The organism is Zobellella sp. DQSA1 (assembly GCF_041950555.1).
Lineage (GTDB): Bacteria > Pseudomonadota > Gammaproteobacteria > Enterobacterales > Aeromonadaceae > Oceanimonas.
Window position 1 is genome coordinate 1,037,868 of sequence record NZ_CP169531.1, and the last position, 26,070, is coordinate 1,063,937.

27 protein-coding genes are annotated in these 26,070 nt (G+C 64.6%); 20 read left to right on the plus strand and 7 right to left on the minus strand.

Features of this window, described 5'->3' with window-relative positions:
- Window positions 1-35 precede the first annotated feature (35 nt).
- From ACEVBK_RS05010 to ACEVBK_RS05040, 7 genes are all read right to left on the minus strand, one after another.
- Window positions 36-347, minus strand: coding sequence for an AzlD family protein (locus tag ACEVBK_RS05010; protein ID WP_375057494.1), 312 nt, complete (start codon window positions 345-347; stop codon window positions 36-38).
- Window positions 344-1,054 (minus strand): AzlC family ABC transporter permease, encoded by a 711-nt coding sequence (locus tag ACEVBK_RS05015; RefSeq protein ID WP_375057495.1) that lies wholly within the window; start codon window positions 1,052-1,054, stop codon window positions 344-346. Before ACEVBK_RS05015 ends, ACEVBK_RS05010 begins: the two co-directional genes overlap by 4 nt.
- 176 nt (window positions 1,055-1,230) lie before the next feature.
- A complete protein-coding gene (locus tag ACEVBK_RS05020) occupies window positions 1,231-1,977 on the minus strand; it encodes an alpha/beta hydrolase (RefSeq protein ID WP_375057496.1) in 747 nt (248 codons plus the stop codon).
- Between the two features lie 114 nt (window positions 1,978-2,091).
- Complete coding sequence (locus ACEVBK_RS05025) at window positions 2,092-2,445, minus strand: lysozyme inhibitor LprI family protein (protein ID WP_375057497.1); 354 nt, start codon at window positions 2,443-2,445, stop codon at window positions 2,092-2,094.
- 549 nt (window positions 2,446-2,994) lie between these two features.
- Window positions 2,995-4,662, minus strand: coding sequence for an energy-dependent translational throttle protein EttA (gene ettA, locus ACEVBK_RS05030; RefSeq protein ID WP_375057498.1), 1,668 nt, complete (start codon window positions 4,660-4,662; stop codon window positions 2,995-2,997).
- A gap of 331 nt (window positions 4,663-4,993) precedes the next feature.
- Entirely contained in the window at window positions 4,994-6,052 is a 1,059-nt protein-coding gene (locus tag ACEVBK_RS05035) for a BMP family protein (protein ID WP_375057499.1), read from the minus strand.
- Between the two features lie 234 nt (window positions 6,053-6,286).
- On the minus strand, window positions 6,287-6,481 hold the full coding sequence (locus ACEVBK_RS05040) for a hypothetical protein (protein ID WP_375057500.1): 195 nt from the start codon (window positions 6,479-6,481) through the stop codon (window positions 6,287-6,289).
- Window positions 6,482-6,746: 265 nt separating this feature from the next.
- Here ACEVBK_RS05040 and ACEVBK_RS05045 point away from each other — a divergent pair, with 265 nt between their 5' ends.
- The 20 genes from ACEVBK_RS05045 to ACEVBK_RS05140 all read left to right on the plus strand — a co-directional run bounded on the left by ACEVBK_RS05045 (window position 6,747) and on the right by ACEVBK_RS05140 (window position 26,070).
- Window positions 6,747-7,610: a sugar phosphate isomerase/epimerase family protein gene (locus ACEVBK_RS05045; RefSeq protein WP_375057501.1), complete on the plus strand. Its 864-nt coding sequence runs from the start codon at window positions 6,747-6,749 to the stop codon at window positions 7,608-7,610.
- Window positions 7,611-7,811: 201 nt separating this feature from the next.
- Entirely contained in the window at window positions 7,812-8,600 is a 789-nt protein-coding gene (locus ACEVBK_RS05050) for an IclR family transcriptional regulator (protein WP_375057502.1), read from the plus strand.
- A gap of 234 nt (window positions 8,601-8,834) precedes the next feature.
- Window positions 8,835-9,143, plus strand: coding sequence for a non-heme iron oxygenase ferredoxin subunit (locus ACEVBK_RS05055; protein ID WP_375057503.1), 309 nt, complete (start codon window positions 8,835-8,837; stop codon window positions 9,141-9,143).
- A 14-nt stretch (window positions 9,144-9,157) separates the two neighbouring features.
- The gene (locus tag ACEVBK_RS05060; RefSeq protein WP_375057504.1) at window positions 9,158-9,457 is read left to right on the plus strand and encodes a recombinase-like helix-turn-helix domain-containing protein; all 300 of its coding nucleotides are present in this window, start codon (window positions 9,158-9,160) and stop codon (window positions 9,455-9,457) included.
- A 32-nt stretch (window positions 9,458-9,489) separates the two neighbouring features.
- Window positions 9,490-10,524, plus strand: coding sequence for a Rieske 2Fe-2S domain-containing protein (locus ACEVBK_RS05065; RefSeq protein WP_375057505.1), 1,035 nt, complete (start codon window positions 9,490-9,492; stop codon window positions 10,522-10,524).
- Window positions 10,517-11,275: an SDR family oxidoreductase gene (locus tag ACEVBK_RS05070; protein ID WP_375057506.1), complete on the plus strand. Its 759-nt coding sequence runs from the start codon at window positions 10,517-10,519 to the stop codon at window positions 11,273-11,275. Before ACEVBK_RS05065 ends, ACEVBK_RS05070 begins: the two co-directional genes overlap by 8 nt.
- Before the next feature lie 31 nt (window positions 11,276-11,306).
- Window positions 11,307-12,239 (plus strand): VOC family protein, encoded by a 933-nt coding sequence (locus tag ACEVBK_RS05075; protein ID WP_375057507.1) that lies wholly within the window; start codon window positions 11,307-11,309, stop codon window positions 12,237-12,239.
- A 3-nt stretch (window positions 12,240-12,242) separates the two neighbouring features.
- Window positions 12,243-13,463 (plus strand): NAD(P)/FAD-dependent oxidoreductase, encoded by a 1,221-nt coding sequence (locus ACEVBK_RS05080; RefSeq protein WP_375057508.1) that lies wholly within the window; start codon window positions 12,243-12,245, stop codon window positions 13,461-13,463.
- A 22-nt stretch (window positions 13,464-13,485) separates the two neighbouring features.
- A complete protein-coding gene (locus tag ACEVBK_RS05085) occupies window positions 13,486-14,742 on the plus strand; it encodes an MFS transporter (RefSeq protein ID WP_375057509.1) in 1,257 nt (418 codons plus the stop codon).
- Between the two features lie 90 nt (window positions 14,743-14,832).
- Window positions 14,833-15,354 (plus strand): cupin domain-containing protein, encoded by a 522-nt coding sequence (locus tag ACEVBK_RS05090; protein WP_375057510.1) that lies wholly within the window; start codon window positions 14,833-14,835, stop codon window positions 15,352-15,354.
- A 2-nt stretch (window positions 15,355-15,356) separates the two neighbouring features.
- On the plus strand, window positions 15,357-16,205 hold the full coding sequence (locus ACEVBK_RS05095) for an alpha/beta fold hydrolase (RefSeq protein WP_375057511.1): 849 nt from the start codon (window positions 15,357-15,359) through the stop codon (window positions 16,203-16,205).
- Window positions 16,202-16,996 (plus strand): SDR family oxidoreductase, encoded by a 795-nt coding sequence (locus ACEVBK_RS05100; RefSeq protein WP_375057512.1) that lies wholly within the window; start codon window positions 16,202-16,204, stop codon window positions 16,994-16,996. Before ACEVBK_RS05095 ends, ACEVBK_RS05100 begins: the two co-directional genes overlap by 4 nt.
- Before the next feature lie 8 nt (window positions 16,997-17,004).
- The gene (locus tag ACEVBK_RS05105; protein ID WP_375057513.1) at window positions 17,005-17,796 is read left to right on the plus strand and encodes an aspartate dehydrogenase; all 792 of its coding nucleotides are present in this window, start codon (window positions 17,005-17,007) and stop codon (window positions 17,794-17,796) included.
- A gap of 11 nt (window positions 17,797-17,807) precedes the next feature.
- Entirely contained in the window at window positions 17,808-19,274 is a 1,467-nt protein-coding gene (locus tag ACEVBK_RS05110) for an aldehyde dehydrogenase (RefSeq protein ID WP_375057514.1), read from the plus strand.
- 37 nt (window positions 19,275-19,311) lie between these two features.
- Complete coding sequence (locus tag ACEVBK_RS05115; RefSeq protein WP_375057515.1) at window positions 19,312-20,952, plus strand: thiamine pyrophosphate-binding protein; 1,641 nt, start codon at window positions 19,312-19,314, stop codon at window positions 20,950-20,952.
- 692 nt (window positions 20,953-21,644) lie between these two features.
- Window positions 21,645-22,625 (plus strand): Bug family tripartite tricarboxylate transporter substrate binding protein, encoded by a 981-nt coding sequence (locus ACEVBK_RS05120; RefSeq protein WP_375057516.1) that lies wholly within the window; start codon window positions 21,645-21,647, stop codon window positions 22,623-22,625.
- A gap of 86 nt (window positions 22,626-22,711) precedes the next feature.
- The gene (locus ACEVBK_RS05125) at window positions 22,712-23,161 is read left to right on the plus strand and encodes a tripartite tricarboxylate transporter TctB family protein (RefSeq protein ID WP_375057517.1); all 450 of its coding nucleotides are present in this window, start codon (window positions 22,712-22,714) and stop codon (window positions 23,159-23,161) included.
- Between the two features lie 85 nt (window positions 23,162-23,246).
- On the plus strand, window positions 23,247-24,767 hold the full coding sequence (locus tag ACEVBK_RS05130) for a tripartite tricarboxylate transporter permease (protein ID WP_375057518.1): 1,521 nt from the start codon (window positions 23,247-23,249) through the stop codon (window positions 24,765-24,767).
- A gap of 133 nt (window positions 24,768-24,900) precedes the next feature.
- A complete protein-coding gene (locus ACEVBK_RS05135) occupies window positions 24,901-25,737 on the plus strand; it encodes an outer membrane protein OmpK (protein ID WP_375057519.1) in 837 nt (278 codons plus the stop codon).
- A gap of 84 nt (window positions 25,738-25,821) precedes the next feature.
- Window positions 25,822-26,070 (plus strand): hypothetical protein, encoded by a 249-nt coding sequence (locus tag ACEVBK_RS05140; protein WP_375057520.1) that lies wholly within the window; start codon window positions 25,822-25,824, stop codon window positions 26,068-26,070.

Here is a 26,070-nt window from a genome sequence, read left to right on the forward strand (position 1 = left end):
GCCCGCGGCAAGTGCAGGCACAGATGACGACGCTGTTACCCCAGTTGCCTGGCCAGCGCGGCCACCAGGATGCCGGCGGCGATGGCCGGCAGCGGCTTTTTCAACACCAGCATGGTCAGCCCCGTGGCCAGCAGCGCCAGGCGGGCGCCGGTGTCGCCGTTGAGGGCCAGGGGAGTGAGGATGGCCACCAGCACCGAGCCGGACATGGCGCCGATAAACTGCTGCACCCGGCGGTTGATGGGCACGAAGGACATCACCAATACCCCGCCCCAGCGGGTGGCCAGGGTGACCAGCGCCATCACGCCGATGATAAGCCAGGGCCCGAGGCCTGTTGTGTCCAGGTTCATTTGCTTTCCTTCTCCATCCACAGGGCGCCGAGCACACCGCCCGACAGTGCGCCCACCACCACGTGGCTGTTGGCGGGCAGATACCAGTAGGCCAGCATGGCCGAGAACGCGGCTACCACCCAGATGGCCAGGCTGCGCAAATCCTTGCGCCCGCCCACCACCATGGCCAGCAGGAAACAGCCCATCACCATGTCCAGCCCCAGGCTGACCGGATCCTCGATGGCGTTGCCGAAATGCAGCCCGAGCCAGGTGCCGAGGATCCAGAACGACCAGATGGCGAGTCCGCCGCCGAACAGAATGCCGAGCGCCCGCTCGCCCCGGTGAAAGGCCTGCATGGACATGGCCCAGTTGGCGTCGGAAGCGAACAGCATCACCCCGTAGCGCCTGGCCGGCGGCAGGTGGCGCAGCCAGGGATAGAGGGTGGCGCCCATCAGCAGATGGCGGGCGTTGATGGCGAAGGTGGTGATCACCAGGGGCACCAGCGGCACCTGGGTGCCCCACATGTCGAGGGAGGCGAACTGGGAGGCGCCGGCAAACACCAGGGCACTCATCAGCACGATATCGGTATTATTCAGCCCCACCTGGGTGGCGGCCAGGCCGAAGGCCAGTCCGAACACGGCGACGAAAAGGGAAAGCGGCACCAGCTGCCTGAAGCCGTGCCAGGTGTCCTGCCGGTCCAGCCGGGCGAGGGCGGCGTAGGTGTCCATGGGATATCCCGTTTATTGTTCTTGTCAGGGGCGACAGCATAGCACCATGGTGAAGGCGGGGCGAGCTGGCGGAAAGTAGTAAAGATGAACCATGCGGATGGCATGGTTTTCGTATTATGCCATTTTGGGCAGTGGAAAATACCGGCAGGGTACCGGTTTTTCCACTGTCTGGGTGTTCAGGCCCCGGCCGGCTGCCGGCAACCCTTGCCGGACAAATGATCGTCGATGACTCCGGCTATCGCGGTCTTGAGCCAGTCCGGGCCGTTGTCGGTCATGTCGTTGTGCCTGGACTGCGGAATGGTAACGATGCAGCCGCCGAATTGTTGCACTTCTTTATCGGTCGGCAGCACGCCGGCGTCGGCTGGAAAGTCGCTGCCGCGAATGGACAGGAGATCAATATCCTTTGTTCTTGGCAGCGGCACCCGACGGTGATCCAGGGTGATCAGCCGGCTGATATAGGGCTTGTCGTCATTGGCCAGCCAGGCGGAGATATCGCCGCCGTTGGAATGGCCTATCAGGGTCAGATGATCAAAGTCGTAGCCCGGGTGCTGGTCCTTGAGCGCGTTTCTTACCACCGCGAGCGTGACCGCCCCCCTCTGCCAGTTCTCACTTCTGTTCTCAAACAGGTTGCCGGTTACCGCCAGTGGCGGATCCCCCGGCAGTTCGTGTTGAATGGCGATGACCAGATAACCCGACTGGTTGAGCTGGTGGGCGATAAATGAATATTCGTTATGTGCAACGCCATAACCCGAGCTTAACAACGCCACCGGGCAGGGATGAGCATCACTACACTCGGCGGCATTGACCGGTAAGTAGGTGGTAACGGGAATAGGCCGGTCTCTTTTTTCATCGAGAATGTTATAGGCGTCGGCAAAACAGGCGGCAGAAAAAAGCGTGCCTAATATGAAAATAAAGTGTTTCAACAATATTGTCCTTAACGTTTTACGCTCGAAATAAGCCGCATCGGTGACGGGGGGTATAAGATCGAAAACCTTTATAGCATTTTGAGGGCAAATAGATACCCAGTGGTTGCTGTCTCACTCACCTTCTTCAAGAAGACGGAGCAGTTCGGCGGTTCTGTGCTCGGTCAGCCGGGTCAGCTCCTCACCGTGGATCAGCGGCCGGATAGAGCCGCCCTCCCAGGCCGAGGACACCAGCTCGGCCTGGGCATCGCGAAACCTGAGCCAGGCCCGCTGGGCAAGCTTGAGTTTTTCCTGGCGGGAAGCATCCAGCCTGGCCATCAGGCGGGCATAGGCCTGGTTCAGGGCCTGGTCGGCTTGTTCATATTGCCGGCCGGCTGCTTGATTCATCTCCTGCTGGGTGGCGCTGTAACCGGCGGTTGCCAGCGTCAGCGCTATGCAGGCGCACATCAAGGGCAAGGCGAGTTTCATAGTGTTTTCCTTTCGATATCACCCGGTAAGCTGACTTCAGTGTAGCCCGGCAGGGAAGTGGCCTGCCTGGGCCATCGCGTTCATCTGTGCGGGGATGTATGGATTTCCGCCTTCACGGAAATGACGGTGGTGAGGTGTGGGAATGGAGAGAATATGTGAGCGCCGAGTTGTGGGCTCTGGATTCCCGCCTTCGCGGGAATGACGGAGTGGGGGAGGGAATGACGGAATGGGGGCGGGAATGACGGAATGGGGGCGGGAATGACGGAATGGGGGCGGGAATGACGGAATGGGGACGGGAATGACGGAGTGGGGCGGGAATGACGGAATGGGGGCGGGAATGACGGAGTGGGGGCGGGAATGACGGTGTGGGGGCGGGAATGACGGAATGGGGGCGGGAATGACGAGTAGTGGGGGAATGACCGGGGGTGACGGAATGGTGCTGGTCAAGTTCGGGAATGTTGACAGCGGCGACCGGAACAACGGATTTGATTTATTGCAAACCATTAAAAGCCCGCATGATGCGGGCTTTGGAATAACAATGAGCAGACCTTATTTGGCGATGCGCTTGTACTTGATGCGGTGGGGCTGGATGGCCTCGGCGCCGTAGGTTTTCTTCTTCCACTCTTCGTATTCGGTGAAGTTGCCTTCGAAGAACTCCACCTTGCCCTCGTCCTTGTAGTCCAGGATATGGGTGGCGATACGGTCGAGGAACCAGCGGTCGTGCGAGATGACCATGGCGCAACCGGGGAATTCCAGCAGGGCGTTTTCCAGGGCGCGCAGGGTTTCCACGTCCAGATCGTTGGTCGGTTCGTCCAGCAGCAGCACGTTGCCGCCGGTTTGCAGCAGCTTGGCCATGTGCAGGCGGCCGCGTTCACCGCCGGAGAGTTCGCCCACCCGCTTCTGCTGGTCGGTGCCCTTGAAGTTGAACCGGCCCAGGTAGGCGCGGCTGGGGATCTCCAGGTTGCCGATGCGCATCATGTCCAGGCCGCCGGACACTTCTTCCCACACCGTCTTCTTGTCGTCCATGGCGTCGCGGAACTGCTCCACCGAGGCCAGCTGCACGGTGTCACCCAGGGTGATGCTGCCGGCGTCCGGCTGCTCGGCGCCGGTGAGCATGCGGAACAGGGTAGATTTACCGGCGCCGTTGGGGCCGATGATGCCGACGATGGCGCCCTTGGGAATGCTGAACGACAGATCGTCGATCAGCACCCGGTCGCCGTAGGACTTGGTCAGGTGCTCGACGTCCACCACCTTGTCGCCCAGGCGCGGGCCGGGCGGGATGAACAGCTCGTTGGTTTCGTTGCGCTTCTGGTAATCCTGGTTCTGCAGCTCCTCGAAGCGGGCCATACGGGCCTTGGACTTGGCCTGGCGGCCCTTGGGATTCTGGCGCACCCACTCCAGTTCTTTCTGGATGGACTTCTGGCGCGCGGCCTCGGAGGACTGCTCCTGGGACAGGCGCTGATCCTTTTGCTCCAGCCAGGAGGAGTAGTTGCCTTCCCAGGGAATGCCTTCGCCCCGGTCCAGTTCCAGGATCCAGCCGGCCACGTTGTCGAGGAAGTAACGGTCGTGGGTAATGGCCACCACGGTGCCTTCGTAGTCGTGCAGGAAGCGCTCCAGCCAGGCCACGGACTCGGCGTCCAGGTGGTTGGTGGGCTCGTCCAGCAGCAGCATGTCGGGTTTTTCCAGCAGCAGCTTGCACATGGCCACCCGGCGGCGTTCACCCCCGGAGAGCTTGTCTATCACCGCGTCCCAGGGCGGCAGGCGCAGGGCGTCGGCGGCACGCTCCAGCTGGTTGTCCAGGTTGTGGCCGTCGTGGGCCTGGATGATGGCTTCCAGCTCGCCCTGGCGCTTGGCCAGCTTGTCAAAGTCGGCATCCGGATCCGCGTAGGCGGTGTACACCTGGTCCAGCTCCTTGAGGGCGCCGGCTACTTCGGCTACGGCTTCCTCCACCGCGTCGCGCACGGTTTGCTCCGGGTTCAGCCTGGGCTCCTGGGGCAGGTAGCCGATCTTGATGCCGGGCTGGGGGCGGGCCTCACCTTCAATTTCGGTGTCGATGCCGGCCATGATGCGCAGCAGGGTGGATTTACCGGCGCCGTTCAGGCCCAGTACGCCGATCTTGGCGCCGGGGAAAAACGACAGGGAGATATTCTTCAGAATATGACGCTTGGGCGGAACCACCTTGCCCACGCGGTGCATGGTGTAAACAAATTGAGCCATTTCTATTTGTCCTGATAAATCAGCAAGTTAATAGGCCGTATTGGCGAGCTGCACCGCAGCCTTCGGCCAACCGGACAGCCATGGCGGTATATGGTACTTGGCTTGGCGGGGAATGCCAGTGGCGAATGGGGTGAAAAAGTGAAGATCCTGGTTGCCTGACAGTAGGGCGCAGGCAGCACCGGAGTTTCACGAAGCCGCAGCAGGGATTGCCGCTTCGCGTCAATTTGCAGGCGAGCCGCCTGCGCTCCATCTGAGCAGTACGCTGGGTGGAGCGCGGGCGGCCCGCCCGCATTAGCGCCGCAGGCGCTCATTTATTCAAAGGCATGGTATATCAGGATTTGGCTTTCAGCTCTTCCTTGAAGGACTGCGGCACGAATTCACCGGTGGCCGGGTTGAACTCGGGGCCTTCGTAGCTGGTGTTGATGCGGATCTCGCCGCTGATGAGCTTGGCGGCCAGCTCGTCCAGTTGCTGTCTTATCTCGGGTGAAACGTCCTCCGCCAGGGTCAGCTTGACCACGTCGCCCTGGCCCAGGCCGATCTCGGTGATTTGATCGGGCTGCCATTGGCCGGTGGTGAAGTCGCGGGCGGCGTTGAGGATGGCCACGCTGGCGTCGGCCACCGCCGAGCCCACGAAGCTGGCGTCCACCTGGGTCCAGTCGGACACGTTGCCGATATGGCGTACCTTGCCGTCATGGGATTTGATCTCGTCGATCACCCCCTGGCGGCCGGCGTTGAGCATGGTGTAGATGACGTCGGCGCCCTGGCCGATTTCGGCGGCGGCCGCCTGGGCGTTGATGTCGGTGTTGTCCAGATCGCCGGTAAACCAGGTCAGGAACTTGGCGTCGGGATTGACGTGTTTGACTCCGTCATAAAAGGCGGCGCGGCCGATCAGGCCGGGCTTGGGCCAGGCACCGGAAATATGGCCGACCACGTCGGTCCGGGTGGTCAGCCCGGCCAGGGCGCCGGCCAGCCAGGCCGAGTCTTCCTGGCGAACCACATAGCTCGAAAGGTTGGGGCCCTGTACATGGCCCTGGATCACCACGAACCTGATGTCGGGAAACTCCCTGCTCACTGTCTCTGCCGGGCCGTTGCACTGGCCGCCATGGGCGATGATGAGATCGGGGCCTTCCTGCGCCAGCTTGCGCATGGCTTCGGTGAGCAATGCCGGATCGGACGTGGCGGAAATATTGGATACATAACTGGCGTTGACATCGAGCTCCGCCTTGATCTTTTCATAGCCCCGGTAGGCGGCCTGCATAAAGCCGTTGTCATCGTGCTTACCCGGGATCAACACGGCGATCTTGTGCTGATCCTCGGCGGCCAGGGCTTGTCCGAGAGGAGCCAGTGTCATACCGGCGGCGATCAGTAAGGCGCTTCCAAGCTTGTGCATGCATTCTCTCCTTGGCAATGGGGTCTTCTGTATGTGTACTTTTTTGTCTGTTTTATTGTGAACAATAAGTTCACAGACAGACCTTAGTCTTTGGTTGCTGAATTGTTAGCATTTTGTTTCGAGTGTTGTGGCTGAGTTCACAGAAATCGTTGCCGGAGAGCCGGGAAAGGGAGATAAAGCGGCAAAGGATGGGATGACGGAAAGGGAAGAAAGGGGCGCGTCCCTGCGGCCGGGTTATTCGTCTTCCCGTTCGCTGCTCCAGCGGGTGAGGCCGGCGGAGATAACGGTGCTGCCGAGGTAGGCCCAGTCCATCCAGACCGGCTTGTCGGCGTATTTGTCCATGCTGGCGGCGGTGGCGAGCAGCGGCGCCCAGAGGGCAACCATCACTGAACACGCCAGCAGGCCTTTTCTGATTTTTATTTTTTTCATTGGGCACTCCCGAATAAAGGGGGCTCATTTATAGCACGGCAAGGACGGACCCAGAAGGCGAAATTTGGAACGGGTCACATTTTGAGATTTTTTTTGGAATTAATATTTCTATGTTTGGGGTTCTATGGAATATTTGTTTCAAATATATGGTATTCCGGTGCGGCGCGTCGGTCGTGTACAACCGGTAGTATAAATGATGAAAGGAGCCGGTTCCCGCCGCCGGGAGCCGCTGCGGTCTGGACTGCTGAGTCAAGGGAGTAAAGTTATGCGTTTGGTCTACGATCCGTCGCACTATCGTGACAACACCGGCCTGAAGGAGACCATCGATACCGTGGCCCGGCTGGGATACGAATGGGTGGAGTTGTCTCCGCGCAAGGATTTCATCTGGTTTTACGAGTATCCCAAGGTCGACCGGCAACTGATCAAGGATCTGAAAAAGTATTGTACCGACGCCGGCGTCAGGATCTCTTCGGTGCTGCCGGTGCAGCAGTGGGCCTCCCCGGTGGAGGAAGAACGCCAGGCCGCGGTGCGCAACTGGAAGCGCTGCATCGAGATCACCGCCGAGCTGGGGGTGGATCTGATGAACTCCGAGTTCAGTGGCAACAAGCGCCGGCCCCAGGCCAGCGAGGACGCCTTTGTCCGCTCGATGGAAGAGCTGATGCCGCTGTTCGAGCGCGAGCGCATCAAACTCAACCTGCAGTCCCACCCCCACGACTTTATCGAGCAGAACATCGAAGCGGTGCGCATGATCCGCGCCCTGGACAAGGACTGGATCAAACTGGTCTATTCGGTGCCCCACGCCTTCTACTACGACGACGGCATCGGCGATGTGGCCAAGCACATCGAGGAAGCGGGCGATCTGCTGGCCCATGTGCTGATCGCCGACACCTTCAACCACAAGGCCGGTTTCGGGCTGCGCTATATCATCAATCCGCCGGACGCGGACGTGACCATTCACCAGCACCTTAACCCGGGCGAGGGTGAGGTGAACTTCGAGGCGCTGTACCGCAAGCTGCGGGAGGTCAAGTTCGACGGCATCGTCACCAATGCGGTGTTCGCCTATCCCGACCGGCCCGAGTGGTCCAATGAACTGACGCTGAAATCGATTCGCGAAGGCTTGCTGCTCTGAGACAGCGCCGAATGCAGAAAGCAGGAATAACCCTCATAAAACCAACCAAAAACTATAGCATTGCCCTTTACGCCGCCCCTCCGGGGGCGTTTTTTTGGTGCCGGAGTCAAAGCCGCCAGGCCTCCCCTCAGCCGGGCGTTGACGAAAGGGCGGGGTCATGCTCCAATTTTGTCTTTATAAGGCACGGGCACAGAGAAACCTATGGAAACCGATGACAGATACATAGTTCCCGGCCTGGTGCGGGGGCTGGCGGCACTGCAGGCGTTCAGCGACGAAAAAAAGGATCTGAGCGTGTCCGAGCTGGCCGAAATTATCGGGGTTAACCGCTCCAGCGCCTTTCGTATCGCCTATACCCTGGAGCACTGCGGCTTTCTGTTCAAGGCGGACAACTCCCGCCGTTATACCCTGAATTCCAGAGTGCTGGATCTGGGCTTTACCTACCTTTCGGGACTGGATCTGCTGGAGCCTTCGCGCCCTATCATGCAGCGGCTGCGGGATGAAACCACCATCGCCTGCCATCTGGTGATCCGTCAGGGCACCGATATCGTGTTCGTGGATCGCTTCCAGGCTACGGGGCCCTTCACCAGCACGGTGGGAGTCGGCACCCGCTGGCCAGCCCATGCCACCGTCACCGGCCAGTTACTGCTTTCCGGCCTGTCCGACGAGGCCATCACCGAACTGTACCGGGAATACCAGTGGGAAACCTTCACCGAGGGCACGCCCACCAGCCTGGAGGCGCTGCTGACGCGCATCCGCGAGGTGCGCGGGCAGCCGGCCTTGGTCAGCTGGGGCTACTTCAACCCGGCCATGGCCGCCTGTGCCGCGCCCATCTACCGGCAGAGTGACAGCAGCATGATCGCCTCGGTGTCGGTCAGCTGCCCGCTGGGCGGCATTCCTCGTGAGGAGTTCGAAGGCCGCATCCGGGACGCGGTGATCGCCGCGGCCCATGAACTGTCCCGCACCCTGAGCCTCAACAACGCCCATCCCTGATTCCGCGCCGTTAAGGCACCTCGGCTTTCCGCCCACGCCATGCCCCGCGCATGGCGTTTTTTATGGCCGGCTTCCGGCGCCAATAACCACTGGTCATAAAACAGTCGCTAAACATCCTCAAAAAATTTAACAACAAAGAAACCTTGTATTGACAGAGGTCAATAAACGGATCTACTCTTTGTTTCGTAGGTAAATCATAGTTTCATATATAAAACACAAAGGAGTAGCGAAGCCATGAACTGGGTTTCCATTTGCAAGCTGGGCGATATCTCCGATGAGAGCCCGCTGGCCGTCAAGGTAGGCAACAAGGAGATCGGCGTGTTCAGGGTGGAAGGCCGCCTGCATGCCATCGAGGACATCTGCCCCCATGCCTATGCCCTGCTCACCGAGGGCTTTATCGAAGGCCGCACCGTCGAGTGCCCGCTGCACGAGGCCATCTTCGATATTCCCACCGGTAAGCTGCAAAGTGGCCCCGGCTGTCGTGATCTCCACATCTACGAGGTACGGGTCGATGGCGACGACGTACTGCTGAACATGGCATGACAAGGAACAGCACCATGGACAACTTCAATCCCAAACTGGCCGCCTGGCTGAAGAACGAGCCCGCCACCGAGGCCGGCCTCAACAACATCCAGATCCCGGGCAAGACCCGCAACCTGGTGTGGCAGAACCGCTATCGGGAGCCCACCCGCTACGAGCAGGAGCTGGTCAGCCAGCTGGAAAGCGCCTTCGGCGAGGGCATCGTCGAACTGGACGAGCTGGTGGCGGTCCTCAACCGGCGCGGGCTGCGCAACGAAGCCGGCGAGGCCTGGACCCTCGTCAATTTTCAGGACGAAATGGCCCGCCTCGGTTACTGAGCGGTGCACCACAGGGAATCTAGGAGAACACGATGAATCAACAGCTTGCAGTAGAACGCCACCTGGACCTGGGCCTCAAGGATCTGTGGTATCCGGTAGTGGCCAGTTGGGAAGTGGGCAACAGTCCGGTCGGCATCACCCGCCTGGGTGAAAATATCGTGCTGTGGCGCGACGCCGAAGGCAAGGTCAACGCGCTGGAAGATCGCTGCCCGCACCGGGGTGCGCGGCTGTCCCTGGGCTGGAACCTGGGCGACAGGGTGGCCTGCTGGTACCACGGGGTAGAAGTGAAGGGGGATGGCGTGGTCGCCGAGGTGCCGGCGGTGAGCGCCTGCCCCATGACCGGCAGCAAGTGCCTGCGCTCCTACCCGGTGATCGAAAAACACGGCGCCATCTTCCTCTGGTTCGGCCTGGACCCGGACGCCGAGCCTGCCGATCTGGTGCTGCCCGAGCAGCTCGAAAGCGAGGAGTGGAGCAGCTTCCTGTGCCAGGCGGACTGGGCGGTGAACTACCGCTACGCCATCGACAACGTCATGGATCCCATGCACGGCAGCTACCTGCACTGCACCTCCCACTCCATGGCGGAAGGGGACAAGAGCGCCGACATGCGTGCCCGCAACACCGAGCACGGCTTCATCTTCGAAAAGGTCGGCCAGACCGGGGTCAACTTCGACTGGGTCGAGTTCGGCAGCAGCGGTGCCTTCTGGCTGCGCCTGTCCATTCCCTACCGCCAGCAGTTCGGCCCGGGCGGCGAATTCTGGATCGTCGGCCTGGCCACCCCGGTGGACGAGCACCACACCCGGGTGTTCTTCTGGCGGGCGCGCAAGGTCGACGGCTGGCAGCGTGATGTGTGGCGTTTCCTCTACCGCAACCACCTGGAGCAGCTGCATTGGGACGTGCTGGAGCAGGACCGCATCATCCTCGAGCAGATGGCGCCCGACGCCCGCGATCACGAATTTCTCTACCAGCACGACGTAGGCCTGTCGCGTCTGCGCCGGCTGATGAAGAAAACCGCCGAGCAGCAGCTGGCCCGGCTGGCGGCCAGGCAAGAGGTCGAGAACCATGCATAAGCTGCTGCAGGGCAAGAGGCTGCTGATCACCGGTGGCGCCCGTGGCCTGGGGCTGGACTTCGCCCGTGCCGCCACCGCCGCCGGCGCCGAAGTGGCCATGGCCGATATCCTCGCCGAGCAGGTGATGGCGGAAGCCAAGGCGTTGACCGCAGAAGGCTTTGGTGCCCATGGCCTGGCGCTGGATCTGGCGGATCCGGTTTCGATCGAAACTTGTGCCCGGGAGGCCGCCGGCCTGCTCGGCGGCCTGGATGGCCTGGTCAACTGCGGCGCCATCGCCACCGGCATCGGCGGCGTGGACATGCTGGAGCTGGATATCGAGGTGTGGGACCGGGTGATGAGCGTCAATGTGCGCGGCAGCTGGCTGATGACCCGGGCGGCGGTGCCCTACCTCAAGTCGGCGGGCGCGGGCAAGGTGGTCAATATCGCCTCCGACACCGCGCTCTGGGGCGCGCCCAGGCTGATGGCCTACGTGGCCAGCAAGGGTGCCCTGCTGGCGATGACCCGCGCCATGGCCCGGGAGCTCGGCGAATACAACATCTGTGTCAACGCCGTCAGCCCGGGGCTGACCCTGGTGGAAGCCACCGAATACGTGCCCCAGGCCCGCCACGACCAGTATGTGGACGGCCGCGCCATCCACCGGCCCCAGTTGCCGGAGGACGTCAACGGCGCCGTGCTCTACCTGTTGTCGGATCTGTCGTCCTTCGTCACCGGCCAGAACCTGCCGGTCAACGGCGGCTTTGTCTTCAACTGAGCCGGGTGCCCAACATAGAGAGACTGTGACCATGAAGATTACCGGAATTGAAGCCCTGAAATTCGGGGTGGACGACAGACAGAAGGCTGCCAGCTTCCTCGCCGATTTCGGCCTGAGCCGTACCGAGAGCGACATCCCGGGGGCGGATCTGTTCCTCACCCTGAACCAGAGCCGGCTCTACCTGTTCGATATGGACGATGCCCGGCTGCCGGCCGCCTTCGAGCCCGGCTCCACCCTGCGCGAAGTGGTCTGGGGGCTCGAGAGCGTCGCCTGCCTGGAGCAACTGGCCGAACGCCTGGCCGGGGTCGAGGGCCTGGCCCGCGACGCCGGGGGCCTGAGCTGCCGGGATCCCAACGGCATGACCCTGCGTTTCCGGCCGAGCGCCGTGCACCCGGTCGAGCTGCGGGTGGCCGCCATCAACCAACACGGCGACATCCGCCGGGTGGACGAGGCCAGCCCGGTGTACGAGCGGGGCGAGCCTATCGGCGTGGGCCACGTGGTGTTCTTCACCCCCGAACTGGCCAGGACCGAAGCCTTCTACCGGGATCGGCTCGGCTTCCACCTCTCCGACTGCTATGAGGGCAAGGGCGCCTTTATGCGCTGTGCCGCCGAAGGCCATCACCACGACCTCTTCCTGTTGCACGTGCCAGGCAAGGCCGCCGGGCTCAACCACGTGGCCTTTACCGTGCGCGATATCCACGAGGTGATCGGTGCCGGCATGGCGATGAACCGCAAGGGCTGGTCCACCTTTATCGGCCCGGGCCGGCACCCCATTTCCTCCGCCTATTTCTGGTACGTGAACAGTCCCCTGGGGGGCGCCTTCGAGTACTACACCAACGACGACTACCTCACTCCCGCCTGGCAGCCCCGCACCATGGAGCACCGGCTGGAACTCTTTACCGAGTGGGCGATCGAGGGCGGCCTGGACGGCCATACCCGGCGCCAGGTCAAACAAGGGGGCTGAACCATGAAGCAACCGATTTCCCGTATCGTCATTATCGGCGCCGGCCAGGCCGGAGCCTGGGCGGCCCATACCTTACGTCAACAGGGGTTTGACGGCACCCTGTCCGTGGTGTCCGACGAAGAGCGGGTTTTTTATGAACGGCCGCCCCTGTCCAAGCAGGTGCTGGCCGGCGACATGGCTCCGGCGGCGCTGCAGCTGTTTTCCGACGAGGCCATCGACGCCATGAACATCGACTGGCACAAACCGGCCCGGGCCACCGCCATCGACCGCCAGGGTCATGTGGTAACCCTCGACAACGGCACCGAGCTGGCCTACGACAAGCTGCTGCTGGCCACCGGCAGCCGCGCCCGGGTGCCGGTGCGGGAATGGCTGAGCCTGCCCCAGGTGTACACCCTGCGTACCCCGGACGATGCCCGTCGCCTGGGCGAGCGGCTGGCGCCGGGCAAGCGCCTGGCCATCCTCGGCGGCGGCTGGATCGGCCTGGAAGTGGCGGCCACCGCCCGGGCCAAGGGGGTAGCGGTGAGCCTGTTCGAGCTGGGCGAGCGGCTCTGTGGACGCAGCGTGCGGCCCGAGGTGTCCGACTACCTGCGGGATCTGCATCTGGAGCAGGGCGTCGAGGTGGAGCTGGACTGCGGTGCCATCGAGCTGGCGGCCGGTGATGGCGGCGGCCTGGTGCTGTGCCGGGACGGGCAGCGGTTGCTGGCGGCCGATGCGGTGGTGGTGGGAGCCGGTGCCGAGATCGCCACCGAACTCGGCCGTGACGCCGGGCTGGAAGTGGGGCAGGGGCTGGTCGTCGACGACCATGGCCGGACCTCGGATCCGGATATCTACGCCGCCGGCGACGTGGCCATCCACCCCCTGCTGGGCTTTTGCATCCAGTCCTGGGCCAATGCCCAGAACCAGGCCATCTCGGCGGCGAAAGCCATGCTCGGCGAGACCAGTCCCTACCGGGACGAGCCCTGGATCTGGTCGGATCAATACGACTGCAACATCCAGATCCTGGGCATTCCCGCCAGCGGCGACAGCCGCCTGGTGCGGCGGCAAAGCGGCGACAACCAACAGGCCTTTATCTACCTGGACCAGGACGATCGGCTGCAGTCGATGATCGCGGTCAACGACGCCAGGCTGGTCAAGCTCGGCAAGCGCTGGCTCAGGGCCGGCACCGTGCTGCCCGCCGACCAGTTGGCCGATCCCGCCGTCAACCTGATGGCGCTGAAACCGTAAAACGGAATAAAGGGTTATAAGTATGGAAACGCTGAAAGAAACCATCGGGACTGCCAAGATGCCGGTACCCTCGAGCCTGATCAAGCAATGGTCCATCTCCGTCGTGCTGATGGTGTGCGTGGTGCTGGCCTTTTTCGACAAGATCAGCATCGCCGTGCTGTTCTCGGATCCGGTTTTCCAGGAGGCCATGGGGATCGGCACCGACAAGACCCGGCTCGGCTGGCTGATGACCAGCTTCCTGCTGGCTTACGGCTTTTCCTCCATTTTCCTGAGCTTTGTCGGCGATTTGATCAACCCCCGCACCTGCCTGCTGGTGAGCGTGGCCTCCTGGGGCGTGCTGATGGCGCTGATGGGGCTGGCCACCAGCTACGAGCAACTGCTGGTACTGCGGGTACTGCTCGGTGTCGCCGAAGGCCCGCTGTTCGCCCTGGCCTACAGTATCGTCAAGCAGTGCTACAGCGCCGGCCAGCAGGCCAGGGCCAGCACCATGTTCTTGCTCGGCACTCCCATCGGCGCCGCGCTCGGTTTTCCCATCACCGCCTTTATCCTCAACCTGTATGGCTGGCAGATGACCTTCTTCGTGATGGCGGCCCTGACCCTGGTGACCCTGGCGGTGGTGTATTTCGGGCTCAAGGACGTCAAGCTGCGTGCCGAGGCGCAGCTGTCCGGCCCCCGGAAGCGGGTGAGCTGGCAGCAACACCTGCGCAACAGCCGGCTGCTGTTCACCACCCCGGCGTTCTGGGCCCTGTGCCTGTTCAATGTCGCCCTGCTCACCTACCTCTGGGGCCTGAATGGCTGGCTGCCGAGCTACCTGATCGAGGAGAAGGGGGTGGATCTCAAGTCCTTCGGTGCCCTGTCGTCGCTACCCTTCATCGCCATGCTGGCAGGGGAAATCGCCGGCGCCTTCCTGTCGGACAAGACCGGCAAGCGTGCGGCCCAGGTGTTCGGCGGCCTGCTGATCGCCGGCCTGTCCCTCTACCTGGTGCTGCAGATAGAGGATGCGGTACTGGCCATCCTCGTCATGTCGGTCAGCGCCATGAGCTGGGGCTTCGGGGTGTCCTCGGTGTTCGCCCTGCTGGCCCGCATCACCCCGGCCGAGGTGAGCGCCACCGCCGGTGGTATTTTCAACGGCTTCGGCAACTTCGCCGGCGCCGCCGCCCCGGTATTGATGGGCTACATAGTGACCCGCACCGGCGACTTCAACCTGGGACTGCTGTTCCTGGTCTGGGTGGCGGTGATCGGCTCCCTGGTGCTGGTGCCCCTGGTCAAAAAATACTGATTCAACCCCACTGTTTGCTTGGTTCCGCCGGCGCGGAAGGGCCGCCCCTTGCCTGCAGACGGAGCAAAAACCACTAAGAGAGGAAATGAGATGAACGCGAAATTCGATACCTGGAACAAGCCCGCCGACAAGAGTCTGGGAGAATGGCTGGACAGCCGCATCGCCCGCTTCAGCACCCGTCGTTACGACTTCGAGGCGCTGAAGTTCCAGGCCGATTACGATCCCAAGTATCGCCGCGCCCAGATGCGCTACATGGGCACCGGCGCCACCGGGGTGCAGAACGACAACAATACCGTGCCCTCCGAGCATTTCACCTTCTCCACCATGGTGCTGCCGGCCCAGTGCGAAGGCCCGCTGCACGTGCACCACGACGTGGAGGAAGTGTTCTTCATGCTGCGTGGTGCCATCACCCTGTTCGTGGAGCACGAAGGGGAGAAGTTCGAGACCCGGCTGAGCGAGCGGGATCTGATTTCCATTCCGCCCGGCATCTACCGCGGCCTGTTCAACCATGGCGAGGAAGACGCCCTGATGTGCGTGATGCTGGGGGCCAACAAGCCGACCATTCCGACCTATCCGGAAGATCACCCCCTGTCCAAGATCAAGCGGGCCTGACCATGAGCGCCCTGGTCAATAGCCTGTCCCGCTTTCCGCTGCGCCACCTGGACCTCGGCGGCCGTCGGCTGGCCTACCGCAGCGCCGGTCGGGGCCCGGCCCTGGTGCTGCTGCACGGCATCAGCTCGGGCTCCGGCTCCTGGGTCTGCCAACTGGAACCACTGGCCCGGGAATTTACCCTGGTCGCCTGGGACGCCCCGGGCTATGGCCAGAGCACGCCGCTGGCGACCGCCACCCCTTCGGCCCTGGACTACGCCGCCGTGCTGCACGATCTCGTGGTGGCGCTGGCACTGGAGCGGCCGCTGCTGCTGGGCCACTCCCTGGGGGCGATGATCGGCGCCGCCTACGCCAGCCGCCATCCGGACGGGGTGCGCGGCCTGGTGCTGGCCAACCCGGCCCAGGGCTACGGCCGGGCCGATGCCGACACCCGCGAGCAGGTATACCGCAAGCGCCCGGACATGCTGCGCAAGCTGGGCCACCAGGGGCTGGCGGCGGCGCGGGGCCCCGTGTTGCTGTCCCAGCACGCCGGCCAGGACCAGCTGGATCTGGTGGCCCACGGCATGATGGGGCTGACCCTGGCCGGGTTCGAGGCCGCCTCCTACCTGCTGGCCCATGACGATATCCGGGACTATCTGGCGGACTGTCCCGCGCCCATCGGCGTTATCTACGGCGAGGAAGACGTGATCACCCCGCCCGCCGGGGTACTGGAACTGGCCGCCGGGTACCCCGGGGTCGGCATCGAACCCCTGGCCGGGGCCGGCCATGCCAGCTATATCGACCAGCCCGACGCTTTCGGGCGGGCATTGCGCCGCCTGATAGGGGCCTTACCGAATCGAGGAGTACAAGCATGAGTTTCAAGCTGCAAGGCAAGGTGGCCGTGGTCACCGGCGGCTCGTCCGGCATCGGGCTGGAAACGGTCCGGCTGCTGCTGGCGGAAGGTGCCCGGGTGGCCTGGTGCGGCCGCAACCCCGAGCGGCTGGCCGCCTCCCAGGAGGAGATGCGCGTCGCCTTTCCCGGAGCCGAGTGCCTGACCCGGGTCTGCAACGTGCTGGACAAGGCCGAGGTGGCCGCCTTCGCCGCCGCGGTGGAAGCCCGCTTCGGCGGTACCGACCTGTTGATCAACAACGCCGGCCAGGGCCGGGTGTCGAACTTCGAGCAGACCGAGGATGAAGACTGGATCGCCGAGACCCGGCTCAAGACCTTCAGCGTGCTCCACCCGATCCGCGCCTTCCTGCCCCAGCTGGAGCGCTCGGACTGCCCGTCCATCACCAACGTCAACTCGCTGCTGGCGCTGCAGCCGGAGCCGCACATGATCGCCACCTCGGCGGCGCGGGCGGCGCTGCTCAATCTGACCCACTCCCTGGCCCACGAGTTTTCCGCCCGGGGCATCCGGGTCAACTCCATCCTGCTCGGCATGGTGGAGTCGGATCAGTGGCGCCGCCGTTTCGCCGAGCGCGGCGACCGGGACCAGGACTGGGACAGCTGGACCGGGGCCATCGCCGAGCGCCGGGGCATCCCCATGGGCCGGCTGGGCAAGCCGGAAGAGCCGGCCCGGGCCCTGGTGTTCCTGGCCTCGCCGCTGGCGTCCTATACCACCGGCGCCGCCCTGGACGTGTCCGGCGGCTTCAACAAGCACCTGTAGGAGGGGCGATGAAACAGCTGATGATGATCGGGTTCGGTGCCATGGCGCGGGAAGTGCTGGCGCTGCTGCCGGCGGAGCTGAGCCTGAAATGGCTGCTGGTGCCGGCGGCCCGGGTGGCTGAGGTGCAGGCCGAGCTGGGCCCGGCCGTGACCGTGCTGAGCCGGGTGGAAGACTGTGCCGCCAGCCCGGACCTGGTGGTGGAGTGCGCCGGCCAGGCGGCGGTGCGCGAGCACGGCAGCGCCGTACTGGCCCGGGGCTGGACCCTGGGGCTGATCTCGGTCGGCGCCCTGGCCGACGAGGCCCTGGCCCGGGATCTGCGCCTGGCCGCCGGCCAGGGCGGGGGCCGCATCCTGGCCCTGGCCGGCGCCATCGCCGGCATCGACGGCCTGGCCGCCGCCCGGGAAGGTGGGCTGGAGTCGGTCACCTACCAGGGCCGCAAGAGCCCCCAGAGCTGGCGCGGCAGCCCGGCGGAAACCCTGGTGGATCTGGACGGCGTCACCGAGCCGACGGTGTTTTTCAGCGGCACTGCGCGGGAGGCGGCGCGGCTGTTCCCGGCCAATGCCAACGTGGCGGCCACCATCGCCCTGGCCGGGCTCGGCATGGACGAGACCCGGGTCGAACTGGTGGTGGATCCGGACAGCCGGCGCAACCAGCACCGGATCCGGGCCAGCGGCCGCTTCGGCGAGCTGGACATCGCCCTGAGCGGCCTGCCGCTGGCCGCCAATCCCAAAACCTCCACCCTGGCGGCGCTGAGCGTGGTGCGCGCCTGCCGGCAGTGCACGGATCCCCTGGTTATTTAAGGAGTCATGTCATGGTTAGACCCATTTTTATCGGCGGCGAATGGCGCCAGGGCCGGGGCCCGGTGAGCATCAGCCATTTCCCGGCGGACGGCAGCGTCAACGCCGAGCTAAGCACCGCCAGTGTCGAGGACGTGGAAGAGGCGGTGCAGGCCGCCGAGCGCGCCTGGCGCCATCCCTCCTGGCGGCAGGCCCTGCCGCACCAGCGCGCCGCCGTGCTGTACCGGGTGGCGGACCTGATCGAGCAGCGCTGCGAACAGCTGGCCGCCCTGCAGACCCGGGACAACGGCAAACCGCTGGCGGAAACCCGGGCCCTGGTGGCCAGCGCCGCCGGCACCGCCCGCTACTTCGCCGCCGCCTGCGAGACCCTGGACGAGCAGCTCAATACCCCGCGCGGCCCGGATTTCATGACCCTGAGCGTGCATGAGCCGATCGGCGTGGTGGCCGCCATCACCCCCTGGAACTCGCCCATCGCCAGCGAGATGCAGAAGATCGCCCCGGCCCTGGCCGGCGGCAACGCCGTGCTGCTCAAGCCCGCCGATGCCACCCCGCTGGCGGCGCTGGAGCTGGCCAAGCTGTTCGAGGAGGCCGGCCTGCCCAAGGGGCTGCTGAGCATACTGCCCGGACGCGGCTCGGTGGTGGGCGAGGCCCTGGCCCGCCATCCCCTGGTGCGCAAGATCTCCTTCACCGGCGGCACCAACACCGGCCGTCGCCTGGCTCACGTGGCGGCGGACAAGCTGATCCCCACCTCGCTGGAGCTGGGCGGCAAGTCGCCCACCATAGTGCTGGAAGACGCGGACCTCGAGCTGGCCGCCAAGGGCGTGGTCTACGGCATCTTCAGCTCCGCCGGCCAGGCCTGCATCGCCGGCTCCCGGCTGTTCGTGCACAGCAGCCTCTACGAGCGCTTCCTCACCCGGCTGCTGGGCCTGACCCGGGAACTGCGGGTCGGTCATCCGGAGCAGCCCGGCATCCACATGGGGCCGCTCATCAACGAGGCCCATCTCCAGTCGGTGGCCGATTACGTGGCCCTGGCCAGGGCCGAGGGCGGCCGGGTGCTGTGCGGCGGTGAACGGCTGACCGAGGGCGAGCTGGCCGGGGGCTGCTTCTATCCACCCACCATCATCGCCGGCCTGCCCAACAGCGCCCGGGTGTGCCAGGAGGAAATCTTCGGCCCGGTGCTGGTGGTGATGAGCTTCGACGACGAAGACCAGCTGGTGGCCGAGGCCAACGACAGCGTGTTCGGCCTGGCCGCCGGCATCTGGAGCGAGGACTTCCGCCGGGCCTGGTGCCTGGCGCGCCGGCTCGAAACGGGTACCGTCTGGATCAATACCTACAAGAAATTTTCGGTTTCCGCGCCCTTCGGCGGTTTCAAGGAAAGCGGCCTCGGCCGGGAAAAAGGCCGCCAGGGCGTGCTCGCCTACATGCAGCAGAAGAGCATCTACGTGGGCCTGAGTGACCAGCCCAACCCCTGGTGCTGCTAAGCCCGGGCTAACGACAGAACAGAACAAGGACAGCATTATGAGCAACAGAGTCAATGTGGGCGAAGCCATCGCCCGGGTACTGGAAGCCCACGGCGTGAACAGCGTCTACGGGGTCATCTCCATCCACAACCTGCCCATCGCCGACGCCATCGGCCGGCGCGAGCGGATCCGCTTCGTGGCCGCCCGGGGTGAAGCCGGCGCCGTGACCATGGCCGACGCCCATGGCCGCTTCTCCGGTCTGGGCGTGGCCATCACCAGCACCGGTGCCGGCGCCGGCAACGCGGTGGGCGCCCTGCTGGAGGCGCTGAACGCCGCCAGCCCGCTGATTCACCTCACCGGCCAGGTGGAGCGGGAATACCTGGACCGGGACGCCAGCTTCATCCACGAGACCCGGGACCAACTGACGTTCCTCAAGGCCAGCAGCAAGGCGGCCTTCCGCATCACCAGCCCGGAACAGGCGGTGGGCGTGCTGCGCGAGGCGATCCGCGTGGCCACCACGGTGCCCATGGGGCCGGTGAGCGTGGAACTGCCCATCGACGTGCAGGCGGCGGAGATCAGCCTGCCCGCCGAACTGGGCCCGGTACGCCCCCTGGCTGTGCCTGCGCCGGCACAGCCGGAGTTGGCCGCCCTGGCGGCGGCGCTGAAGGCGGCCAGGCGCCCGCTGCTGTGGGTGGGCGGCGGCGCCCTGCACTGCATCGAGGAGGTGGCGGCGCTGGCGGATCTGGGGGTGGCGGTGATCTCCTCCACCCACGGCCGCGGCATCCTGCCCGATGCCCACCCGCGCAGCCTGGGCGCCTTCCACAACTCGGCGGCGGTCGAGGCGCTGATGGCCGACTGCGACCTGGCGCTGGTGGTGGGTTCGCGCCTGCGCAGCAACGAGACCCGCACCTATTCCCTGGCCCTGCCGCGCCCCCTGTACCAGGTGGACGCCAATCCGGCGGCGGCCCAGCGCAACTACCTGGTGGACCATTTCCTCTGCGGCGATGCCAAGACGGTGCTGGCCGCCCTGGTGGCGGCGCTGCAGGGGCAGGCCAAGGCCAATCCCGAGTTCGACCGGGCCATCACCGAGGCGAAAACGGCGGCGGTGGCGGCGCTCACCGAGCAGCTCGGACCCTATGCCACCCTCTGCGGCCAACTGCGGGCGGCGCTGCCGGATGATGGCATCCTGGTGCGCGACATCACCATGTCCGGCAGCACCTGGGGCAGCCGGCTGTTCCCCATCCAGGTGCCCAACTCCAATATCCACTCCCTGGCCGGCGCCATCGGCATGGGCCTGGCCATGGCCATCGGCGCCGCCGTCGCCAACCCGGAGCGCAAGGTGGTGGGCCTGGTGGGCGACGGCGGCCTGATGCTGGGGGTGGGCGAGCTGGCGACCATGGTGCAGGAGCATACCAACCTGGTGCTGCTGGTGATGAACGACGGCGGCTACGGGGTGATGCGCGGCATCCAGAACCAGTACTTCGGCGGCCGCCAGTACTTCAACCAGCTGCACGCCCCCGACTTCAAGGCCCTGGGCGAGGCCGTGGGCCTGGCCAGCTGGAAGGCGGCCAGCCTGGCCGAGTTCGAGCAGGCCATCGGCGAGGCCATGGCGGTGCAGGGCCCGGCCCTGGTGGAAGTGGAGATGAACGGCATAGGCCCGCTCAACTTCGCCGGCCCGCCCCAGAAGAAGCTGTACTGAGCGGGAGAAGGGGCCGACCGGGCACCGAGCTGTGTAAACGTTGGCCTGCATAAGGTTGGGGCGCGGGCGGGCCGCCAGCGCTCCACCGGCAAGGCGCATATCTGCCAACGGCGGTGTTTTGCTGCCGGGGAGGAAGCGGAGCCGGGGATGCATTGCGTCGGCTCCAGTCTGTGGAAAGCGCCGCTGGAAGCTGAGCACGATCTTTGCGGGTATTGGCTGTTACGACCCGGCGAAGAGGCAACAGGGCCACCTCCACCGACACGCTGCAAGTACATCCATGTAGGCTCGCATATGCCGTCCATGGCATGTGACGGTCGGTGGAGGCAATCCCCGCTGCCCCTTCCAAGCATTGACGCCGGCTGAAGGTAACGCCATCAGGCGACACCGGTGCTCTGGGAAGGGCAAAGGGGGGGCGTGACGGCCCCGTCGTGCCCGCGGTCCTGGCGTAGCCGGCCGTTTCTTTTTGCCGCTGGCGCGGTGGCTGCCGGCCCTGCCGACAGGTGCCGGGATCCGGCTGGATGAGTGTTAAAAAATTGTTTCAATTTTGGTTTGACAGGGGGAAACAAAGCGTTTTAGAGTTCGCCTTGTCACATAAGAAACATTGTTTTGTATGTAAAACTTTAATGCCGGGCGCAATTGGCTCCCGGTGTCCTCGGATTCAACGGCATTCTTCGGATGCCAAGGAGAGCAAAATGGAATTGACTCGCAGACTCTTTATCGGCGCGGCCATGGCCGCCGCCACCCTGCTGGCCGGGGGAGTGCAGGCCGACGGCTATCCCAGCAAGCCGGTGTCCATCGTGGTGTCCTACCCGCCGGGCGGCGACGTGGATGCCATCGCCCGGCTGTTCGCCGACAAGCTCACCAGCCGCCTGGGGCAGCCGGTGATCGTGGAGAACCGCCCCGGGGCGGCGGGCACCATCGGCAACAGCTATGTCAGCCGGGCCAAGGCCGACGGCCACACCCTGCTGTTCACCCCCAACACCTTCACCACGGCGCCGCTGGTGATGGCTCTGCCCAAGGAGTCCCGCTACGACGTGCTCGACGGTTTCGAGCCGGTGATCCTGGCCAGCAAGCAGTCGGTGCTGCTGGTGGCCAATCCCAAGTCCGGCATCACCAGCGTGGCGGATCTGGTCAGCCAGTCCCGCGACGGCAAGCGGCTCAGCTACGCCAGCCCCGGCGCCGGCTCGCCCATGCACATTGCCGCCGAATGGCTCAACAGCGCCGCCGACATCAAGGTGCTGCACATTCCCTACCGGGGCATCGGCCCGATCATTCCGGATCTGCTCGCCGGCCATGTGGACCTGGGTTACGTGGTCTACGGCCCCGTGGCCCAACTGATCGAGTCGGGCCAGCTGGTGCCGGTGGCGGTGACCGATCCGGAGCGTTCGCCGGTGCTGCCGGAGCTGGCCACCGTTGCCGAGCAGGGCTACGACCAGGTGCGCCTCGGCGCCTGGCACGGGTTGATGGCGCCGAAGGGTACCGACGACGAAGTGGTTCGCCTGCTCAACCAACATCTGAACGACATCCTGCAGCTACCGGAGGTGGCGGAGCAACTGGCGAGCTTCGGCGCCGTGCCGGTGGGCGGCGAGCCCGAGGCCCTGGGGGCCATCAATGCGGACGACCATGCCCGGCTGTCGGCTCTGATCGAGCAGCTCGACATCCGGGGCAGCTGAGCCCGGCCGGCGGGGGCTTGGCCCCCGCCGCCGGCGAGAGGGGAATCCCCGGACGGGGACGGCGAAACGAGGAGGAGGGTTTTGCCATGTTGAAGCGAGATATCAAAGGTATCACCGGAGGGGCCGGCCTTGCCGCCGTCGGCCTCTTCGCCGCCTGGTACGGCCAGGTGCATTATCAGTTCGGCGGCGTTCACAACATGGGGCCCGGCTTCCTGCCGGTGATTCTGGGCGGCGTACTGGTGCTGCTGGGCGTCCTCATCGCCATCCCGGCCTGGTTCCGCGCCGGCGAACCGATGAGCTCCGAGTGGGGCAGCGCCTTGTTCGTCATCCTCAGCATAGCGGTGTTCGGCGGCCTGCTGACCCTGGCCGGCCTGGTGGTGGCCACCCTGGTAGCCGTGCTGTTGGCCCTGGTGCCTGATCGCAAGCTGGGCTGGGGCACCAAGTGCAAGGTGGCGCTGGGGATCGCCCTCATTACCTATTCGATTTTTTCCTTAGGCTTGGGCATGGCGATCAAGACCTGGCCCTGGGGCGGCTGAGGCCCGCGAGCTTACCGTCGTGGCCGGTACCTGCCTGGGCAGGCAAGCCGGTCGGTTTTAAACCTGAGGATAATCGGAACAGACAATGGGTATCTTTGACGGACTATGGCTGGGGCTGCAAGCCGCTATCCAGCCGACCATGCTGCTGTATTGCTTCATCGGTGTGTTTCTGGGCACCCTGGTGGGGGTATTGCCCGGGGTGGGTGCCATGGCGGCCATCTCGCTGCTGCTGCCCATCACTTACTACATTCCTTCCACCGCCGCCATCGCCATGCTGGCCGGGGTGTTTTATGGCTCCCAGTACGGTGGCTCCATCGCCTCCATACTGCTCAACCTGCCGGGTACCCCCTCGTCGGCGGTAACCAGCCTGGATGGATATCCCCTGGCGAAGCAGGGCAAGGCAGGGGTGGCGCTCTTTACCGCCATGACCGGTTCCTTCGTGGGTTCCATGCTCGGCCTGCTGCTGTTGATCTGCTTCGGCTCCGCCCTGTCCCGGGTCGGGCTGGCCTTCGGCCCGGCGGAGTATTTCTCTCTGATGTTGCTGGGGCTGATTGCCGCCTCGGCGGTGGGTTCCGGCTCCCCGGCCAAGAGCCTGGCCATGGTGGTGCTGGGGCTGCTGCTGGGGGTGGTGGGCACCGACGTGAACACCGGCCTGCCGCGCTTCACCTTCGGGGTGCCCGAACTGATGGACGGTATCAACCTGGTGGCCCTGGCCATGGGGCTGTTCGGCATCTCCGAGGTGATCACCAGCATCAGGGCGGGGGGCTCGGGCAGCGTCAACGCCAGGTTCAGCCTGCGTTCCATGCTGCCCGGGCGGGACGAAGTCCGGCGCTCGGTGTGCCCTATGCTGCGTGGCACCGCCATCGGCAGTTTCTTCGGCGCCATGCCGGGCACCGGTGCCGCCATCGCCTCTTTTATTTCCTACGCGGTGGAGAAGAAGGTGTCCCGGGAGCCGGGCCGGTTCGGCAAGGGGGCGGTGGAAGGGGTAGCCGGGCCCGAGGCGGCCAACAACGCCGGCGCCATGACCGCCTTTATCCCCACCCTGACCCTGGGCATTCCCGGCGACGTGGTGATGGCGCTGATGCTGGGCGCCATGATGATCCACGGCATCCAGCCCGGGCCGCTGATGGTGTCGGAAAACCCGGCCATGTTCTGGGGGCTGATCGTCAGCTTCGGCCTCGGCAACCTGATGCTGCTGGTGCTGAACCTGCCGCTGATCGGCATCTGGGTGTCGCTGGTGCGGATCCCCTTCAGCATGCTCTACCCGGCAATACTGGTGTTCATCTGCCTGGGGGTCTACAGCGTCAACAACAATGTGTTCGACGTCTATGTGGTGGCCCTGGTGGGGGCGGCCGGCTACCTGCTGGCCAAGCTGGGCTTCAACCCGGCGCCCCTGCTGCTCGGTTTCGTGCTGGGCCCCATGCTGGAGGAAAACCTGCGCCGGGCCCTGCTGCTGTCCCGCGGCGATCCCATGACCTTCGTCGAGCGGCCGCTGAGCGCCGGGCTTTTGTTCCTCTGTGTCGCCTTGCTGTCGTGGGCGGCCTGGGGCGCGCTCAGGAAGCTCATCCGGGAGCCCAAGGTACTGGCCGAACCCCAGGTTTCGTAACCCCAATCATCCCTATCCATACCCGGGCCCCGCGGGCCCGGGCGGGTGACCTTTGTCCGCGGACGGGGTACCACCGCTTGTTATCAGGAGTATTCCGGCCATCCGGGCCGGTATTTAAAGGAGTAATAAACAGATGAAAGTGCACAAACTGGCTACCGTTGCCGCCACCGTTCTCGCCCTGTCCGCCCCGCTGCAGGCGGCCACCTGGTCCGATACCTTCATCGGCTACCGCTATGGTTCCGATTTTACCGAGCCGAACAATTCCCAGGACGTGAGCAAGAACATAGTGCAGCTGACCCACGTCAGCGGTTATTCCCTGGGCCAGAACTACTTCAACCTGGACGTGCTGAAGTCGGGCAGCGAGGATCCGGCCAGCGGCAGCAGCGACGGCGCCACCGAGTTCTACCTGGCCTATCGCCACCAACTGCACCTGGGCAAGCTGTTCGAGACCGATCTCAGTTTCGGCCCGGTGAAGGAGGTGGCGCTGACCGCCGGCTTCGATCTCAACACCAAGAACTCTGCCTTTGCGCCGCGCAAACGCTTCCTGGCGGTGGGGCCGACCCTGAAATTCGACGTGCCCGGTTTTCTCGACCTGAGCCTCTACTATGCCTACGAGAGCAACCACTGCGGCCTGGCGTTCTGCACCCACAAGGATCTGAGCTTCGACCCCTACTATCAGATCAACCTGGCCTGGGGGTTGCCGTTCGAGGCCGCCGGCCTGCCGCTGAAGTTCCAGGGCTTTACCAACTACAACGGCGCCAAGGGCAAGGACTACTTCAACAACGAGACCAAGCCGGAGCACCTGCTGCGCACCTCGCTGATGCTGGACGTGGGCCAGCTGGCCTTCAACAAGAAGAACACCTTCTGGGTCGGGGTGGGCTACGAGTACTGGCGCAACAAGTACGGCAACCACGGCAAGCCGGGGGTCGACACCGATGCGCCTACCCTGAATGTGGAATGGCATTTCTGAGCCGGATGATCTTTGCCGGGGGACACCCCGGCCTGAAGTGGCCCCGCCGCTATACTTGTAGTGACAGGCGGGGAGGGCGACATCATGACCACAAGTGAACTGCGCGAGCTGTATCAGGCGGGGAAACTGCGCTCGGCCCGGGTGTGCCACGACACCCTGAGCATGGGCTGGCTGGTGACCTTTTACGACGACGAGGGCAACCTCTATGAGCTGACCGACACCCTGGGCTGCCGGGTCAGCTACGAGAGCCCCAAGGCGGCGGAAGACAAGGTGCACCGGGTGGCGGATTGCCCGACCCGAGTCGACAGCCTGTACCGTTTTTTCGAAATCTGA

Bases quoted from the DNA above. Each gene is read 5' to 3' on its own strand.
- ACEVBK_RS05010 (WP_375057494.1), bottom strand. From the start codon at position 347: ATGAACCTGGACACAACAGGCCTCGGGCCCTGGCTTATCATCGGCGTG.
- ACEVBK_RS05015 (WP_375057495.1), bottom strand. From the start codon at position 1,054: ATGGACACCTACGCCGCCCTCGCCCGGCTGGACCGGCAGGACACCTGG.
- ACEVBK_RS05025 (WP_375057497.1), bottom strand. From the start codon at position 2,445: ATGAAACTCGCCTTGCCCTTGATGTGCGCCTGCATAGCGCTGACGCTG.
- ettA (WP_375057498.1), bottom strand. From the start codon at position 4,662: ATGGCTCAATTTGTTTACACCATGCACCGCGTGGGCAAGGTGGTTCCG.
- ACEVBK_RS05035 (WP_375057499.1), bottom strand. From the start codon at position 6,052: ATGCACAAGCTTGGAAGCGCCTTACTGATCGCCGCCGGTATGACACTG.
- ACEVBK_RS05040 (WP_375057500.1), bottom strand. From the start codon at position 6,481: ATGAAAAAAATAAAAATCAGAAAAGGCCTGCTGGCGTGTTCAGTGATG.
- ACEVBK_RS05045 (WP_375057501.1), top strand. From the start codon at position 6,747: ATGCGTTTGGTCTACGATCCGTCGCACTATCGTGACAACACCGGCCTG.
- ACEVBK_RS05050 (WP_375057502.1), top strand. From the start codon at position 7,812: ATGGAAACCGATGACAGATACATAGTTCCCGGCCTGGTGCGGGGGCTG.
- ACEVBK_RS05055 (WP_375057503.1), top strand. From the start codon at position 8,835: ATGAACTGGGTTTCCATTTGCAAGCTGGGCGATATCTCCGATGAGAGC.
- ACEVBK_RS05060 (WP_375057504.1), top strand. From the start codon at position 9,158: ATGGACAACTTCAATCCCAAACTGGCCGCCTGGCTGAAGAACGAGCCC.
- ACEVBK_RS05065 (WP_375057505.1), top strand. From the start codon at position 9,490: ATGAATCAACAGCTTGCAGTAGAACGCCACCTGGACCTGGGCCTCAAG.
- ACEVBK_RS05070 (WP_375057506.1), top strand. From the start codon at position 10,517: ATGCATAAGCTGCTGCAGGGCAAGAGGCTGCTGATCACCGGTGGCGCC.
- ACEVBK_RS05075 (WP_375057507.1), top strand. From the start codon at position 11,307: ATGAAGATTACCGGAATTGAAGCCCTGAAATTCGGGGTGGACGACAGA.
- ACEVBK_RS05080 (WP_375057508.1), top strand. From the start codon at position 12,243: ATGAAGCAACCGATTTCCCGTATCGTCATTATCGGCGCCGGCCAGGCC.
- ACEVBK_RS05085 (WP_375057509.1), top strand. From the start codon at position 13,486: ATGGAAACGCTGAAAGAAACCATCGGGACTGCCAAGATGCCGGTACCC.
- ACEVBK_RS05090 (WP_375057510.1), top strand. From the start codon at position 14,833: ATGAACGCGAAATTCGATACCTGGAACAAGCCCGCCGACAAGAGTCTG.
- ACEVBK_RS05095 (WP_375057511.1), top strand. From the start codon at position 15,357: ATGAGCGCCCTGGTCAATAGCCTGTCCCGCTTTCCGCTGCGCCACCTG.
- ACEVBK_RS05100 (WP_375057512.1), top strand. From the start codon at position 16,202: ATGAGTTTCAAGCTGCAAGGCAAGGTGGCCGTGGTCACCGGCGGCTCG.
- ACEVBK_RS05105 (WP_375057513.1), top strand. From the start codon at position 17,005: ATGAAACAGCTGATGATGATCGGGTTCGGTGCCATGGCGCGGGAAGTG.
- ACEVBK_RS05110 (WP_375057514.1), top strand. From the start codon at position 17,808: ATGGTTAGACCCATTTTTATCGGCGGCGAATGGCGCCAGGGCCGGGGC.
- ACEVBK_RS05115 (WP_375057515.1), top strand. From the start codon at position 19,312: ATGAGCAACAGAGTCAATGTGGGCGAAGCCATCGCCCGGGTACTGGAA.
- ACEVBK_RS05120 (WP_375057516.1), top strand. From the start codon at position 21,645: ATGGAATTGACTCGCAGACTCTTTATCGGCGCGGCCATGGCCGCCGCC.
- ACEVBK_RS05125 (WP_375057517.1), top strand. From the start codon at position 22,712: ATGTTGAAGCGAGATATCAAAGGTATCACCGGAGGGGCCGGCCTTGCC.
- ACEVBK_RS05130 (WP_375057518.1), top strand. From the start codon at position 23,247: ATGGGTATCTTTGACGGACTATGGCTGGGGCTGCAAGCCGCTATCCAG.
- ACEVBK_RS05135 (WP_375057519.1), top strand. From the start codon at position 24,901: ATGAAAGTGCACAAACTGGCTACCGTTGCCGCCACCGTTCTCGCCCTG.
- ACEVBK_RS05140 (WP_375057520.1), top strand. From the start codon at position 25,822: ATGACCACAAGTGAACTGCGCGAGCTGTATCAGGCGGGGAAACTGCGC.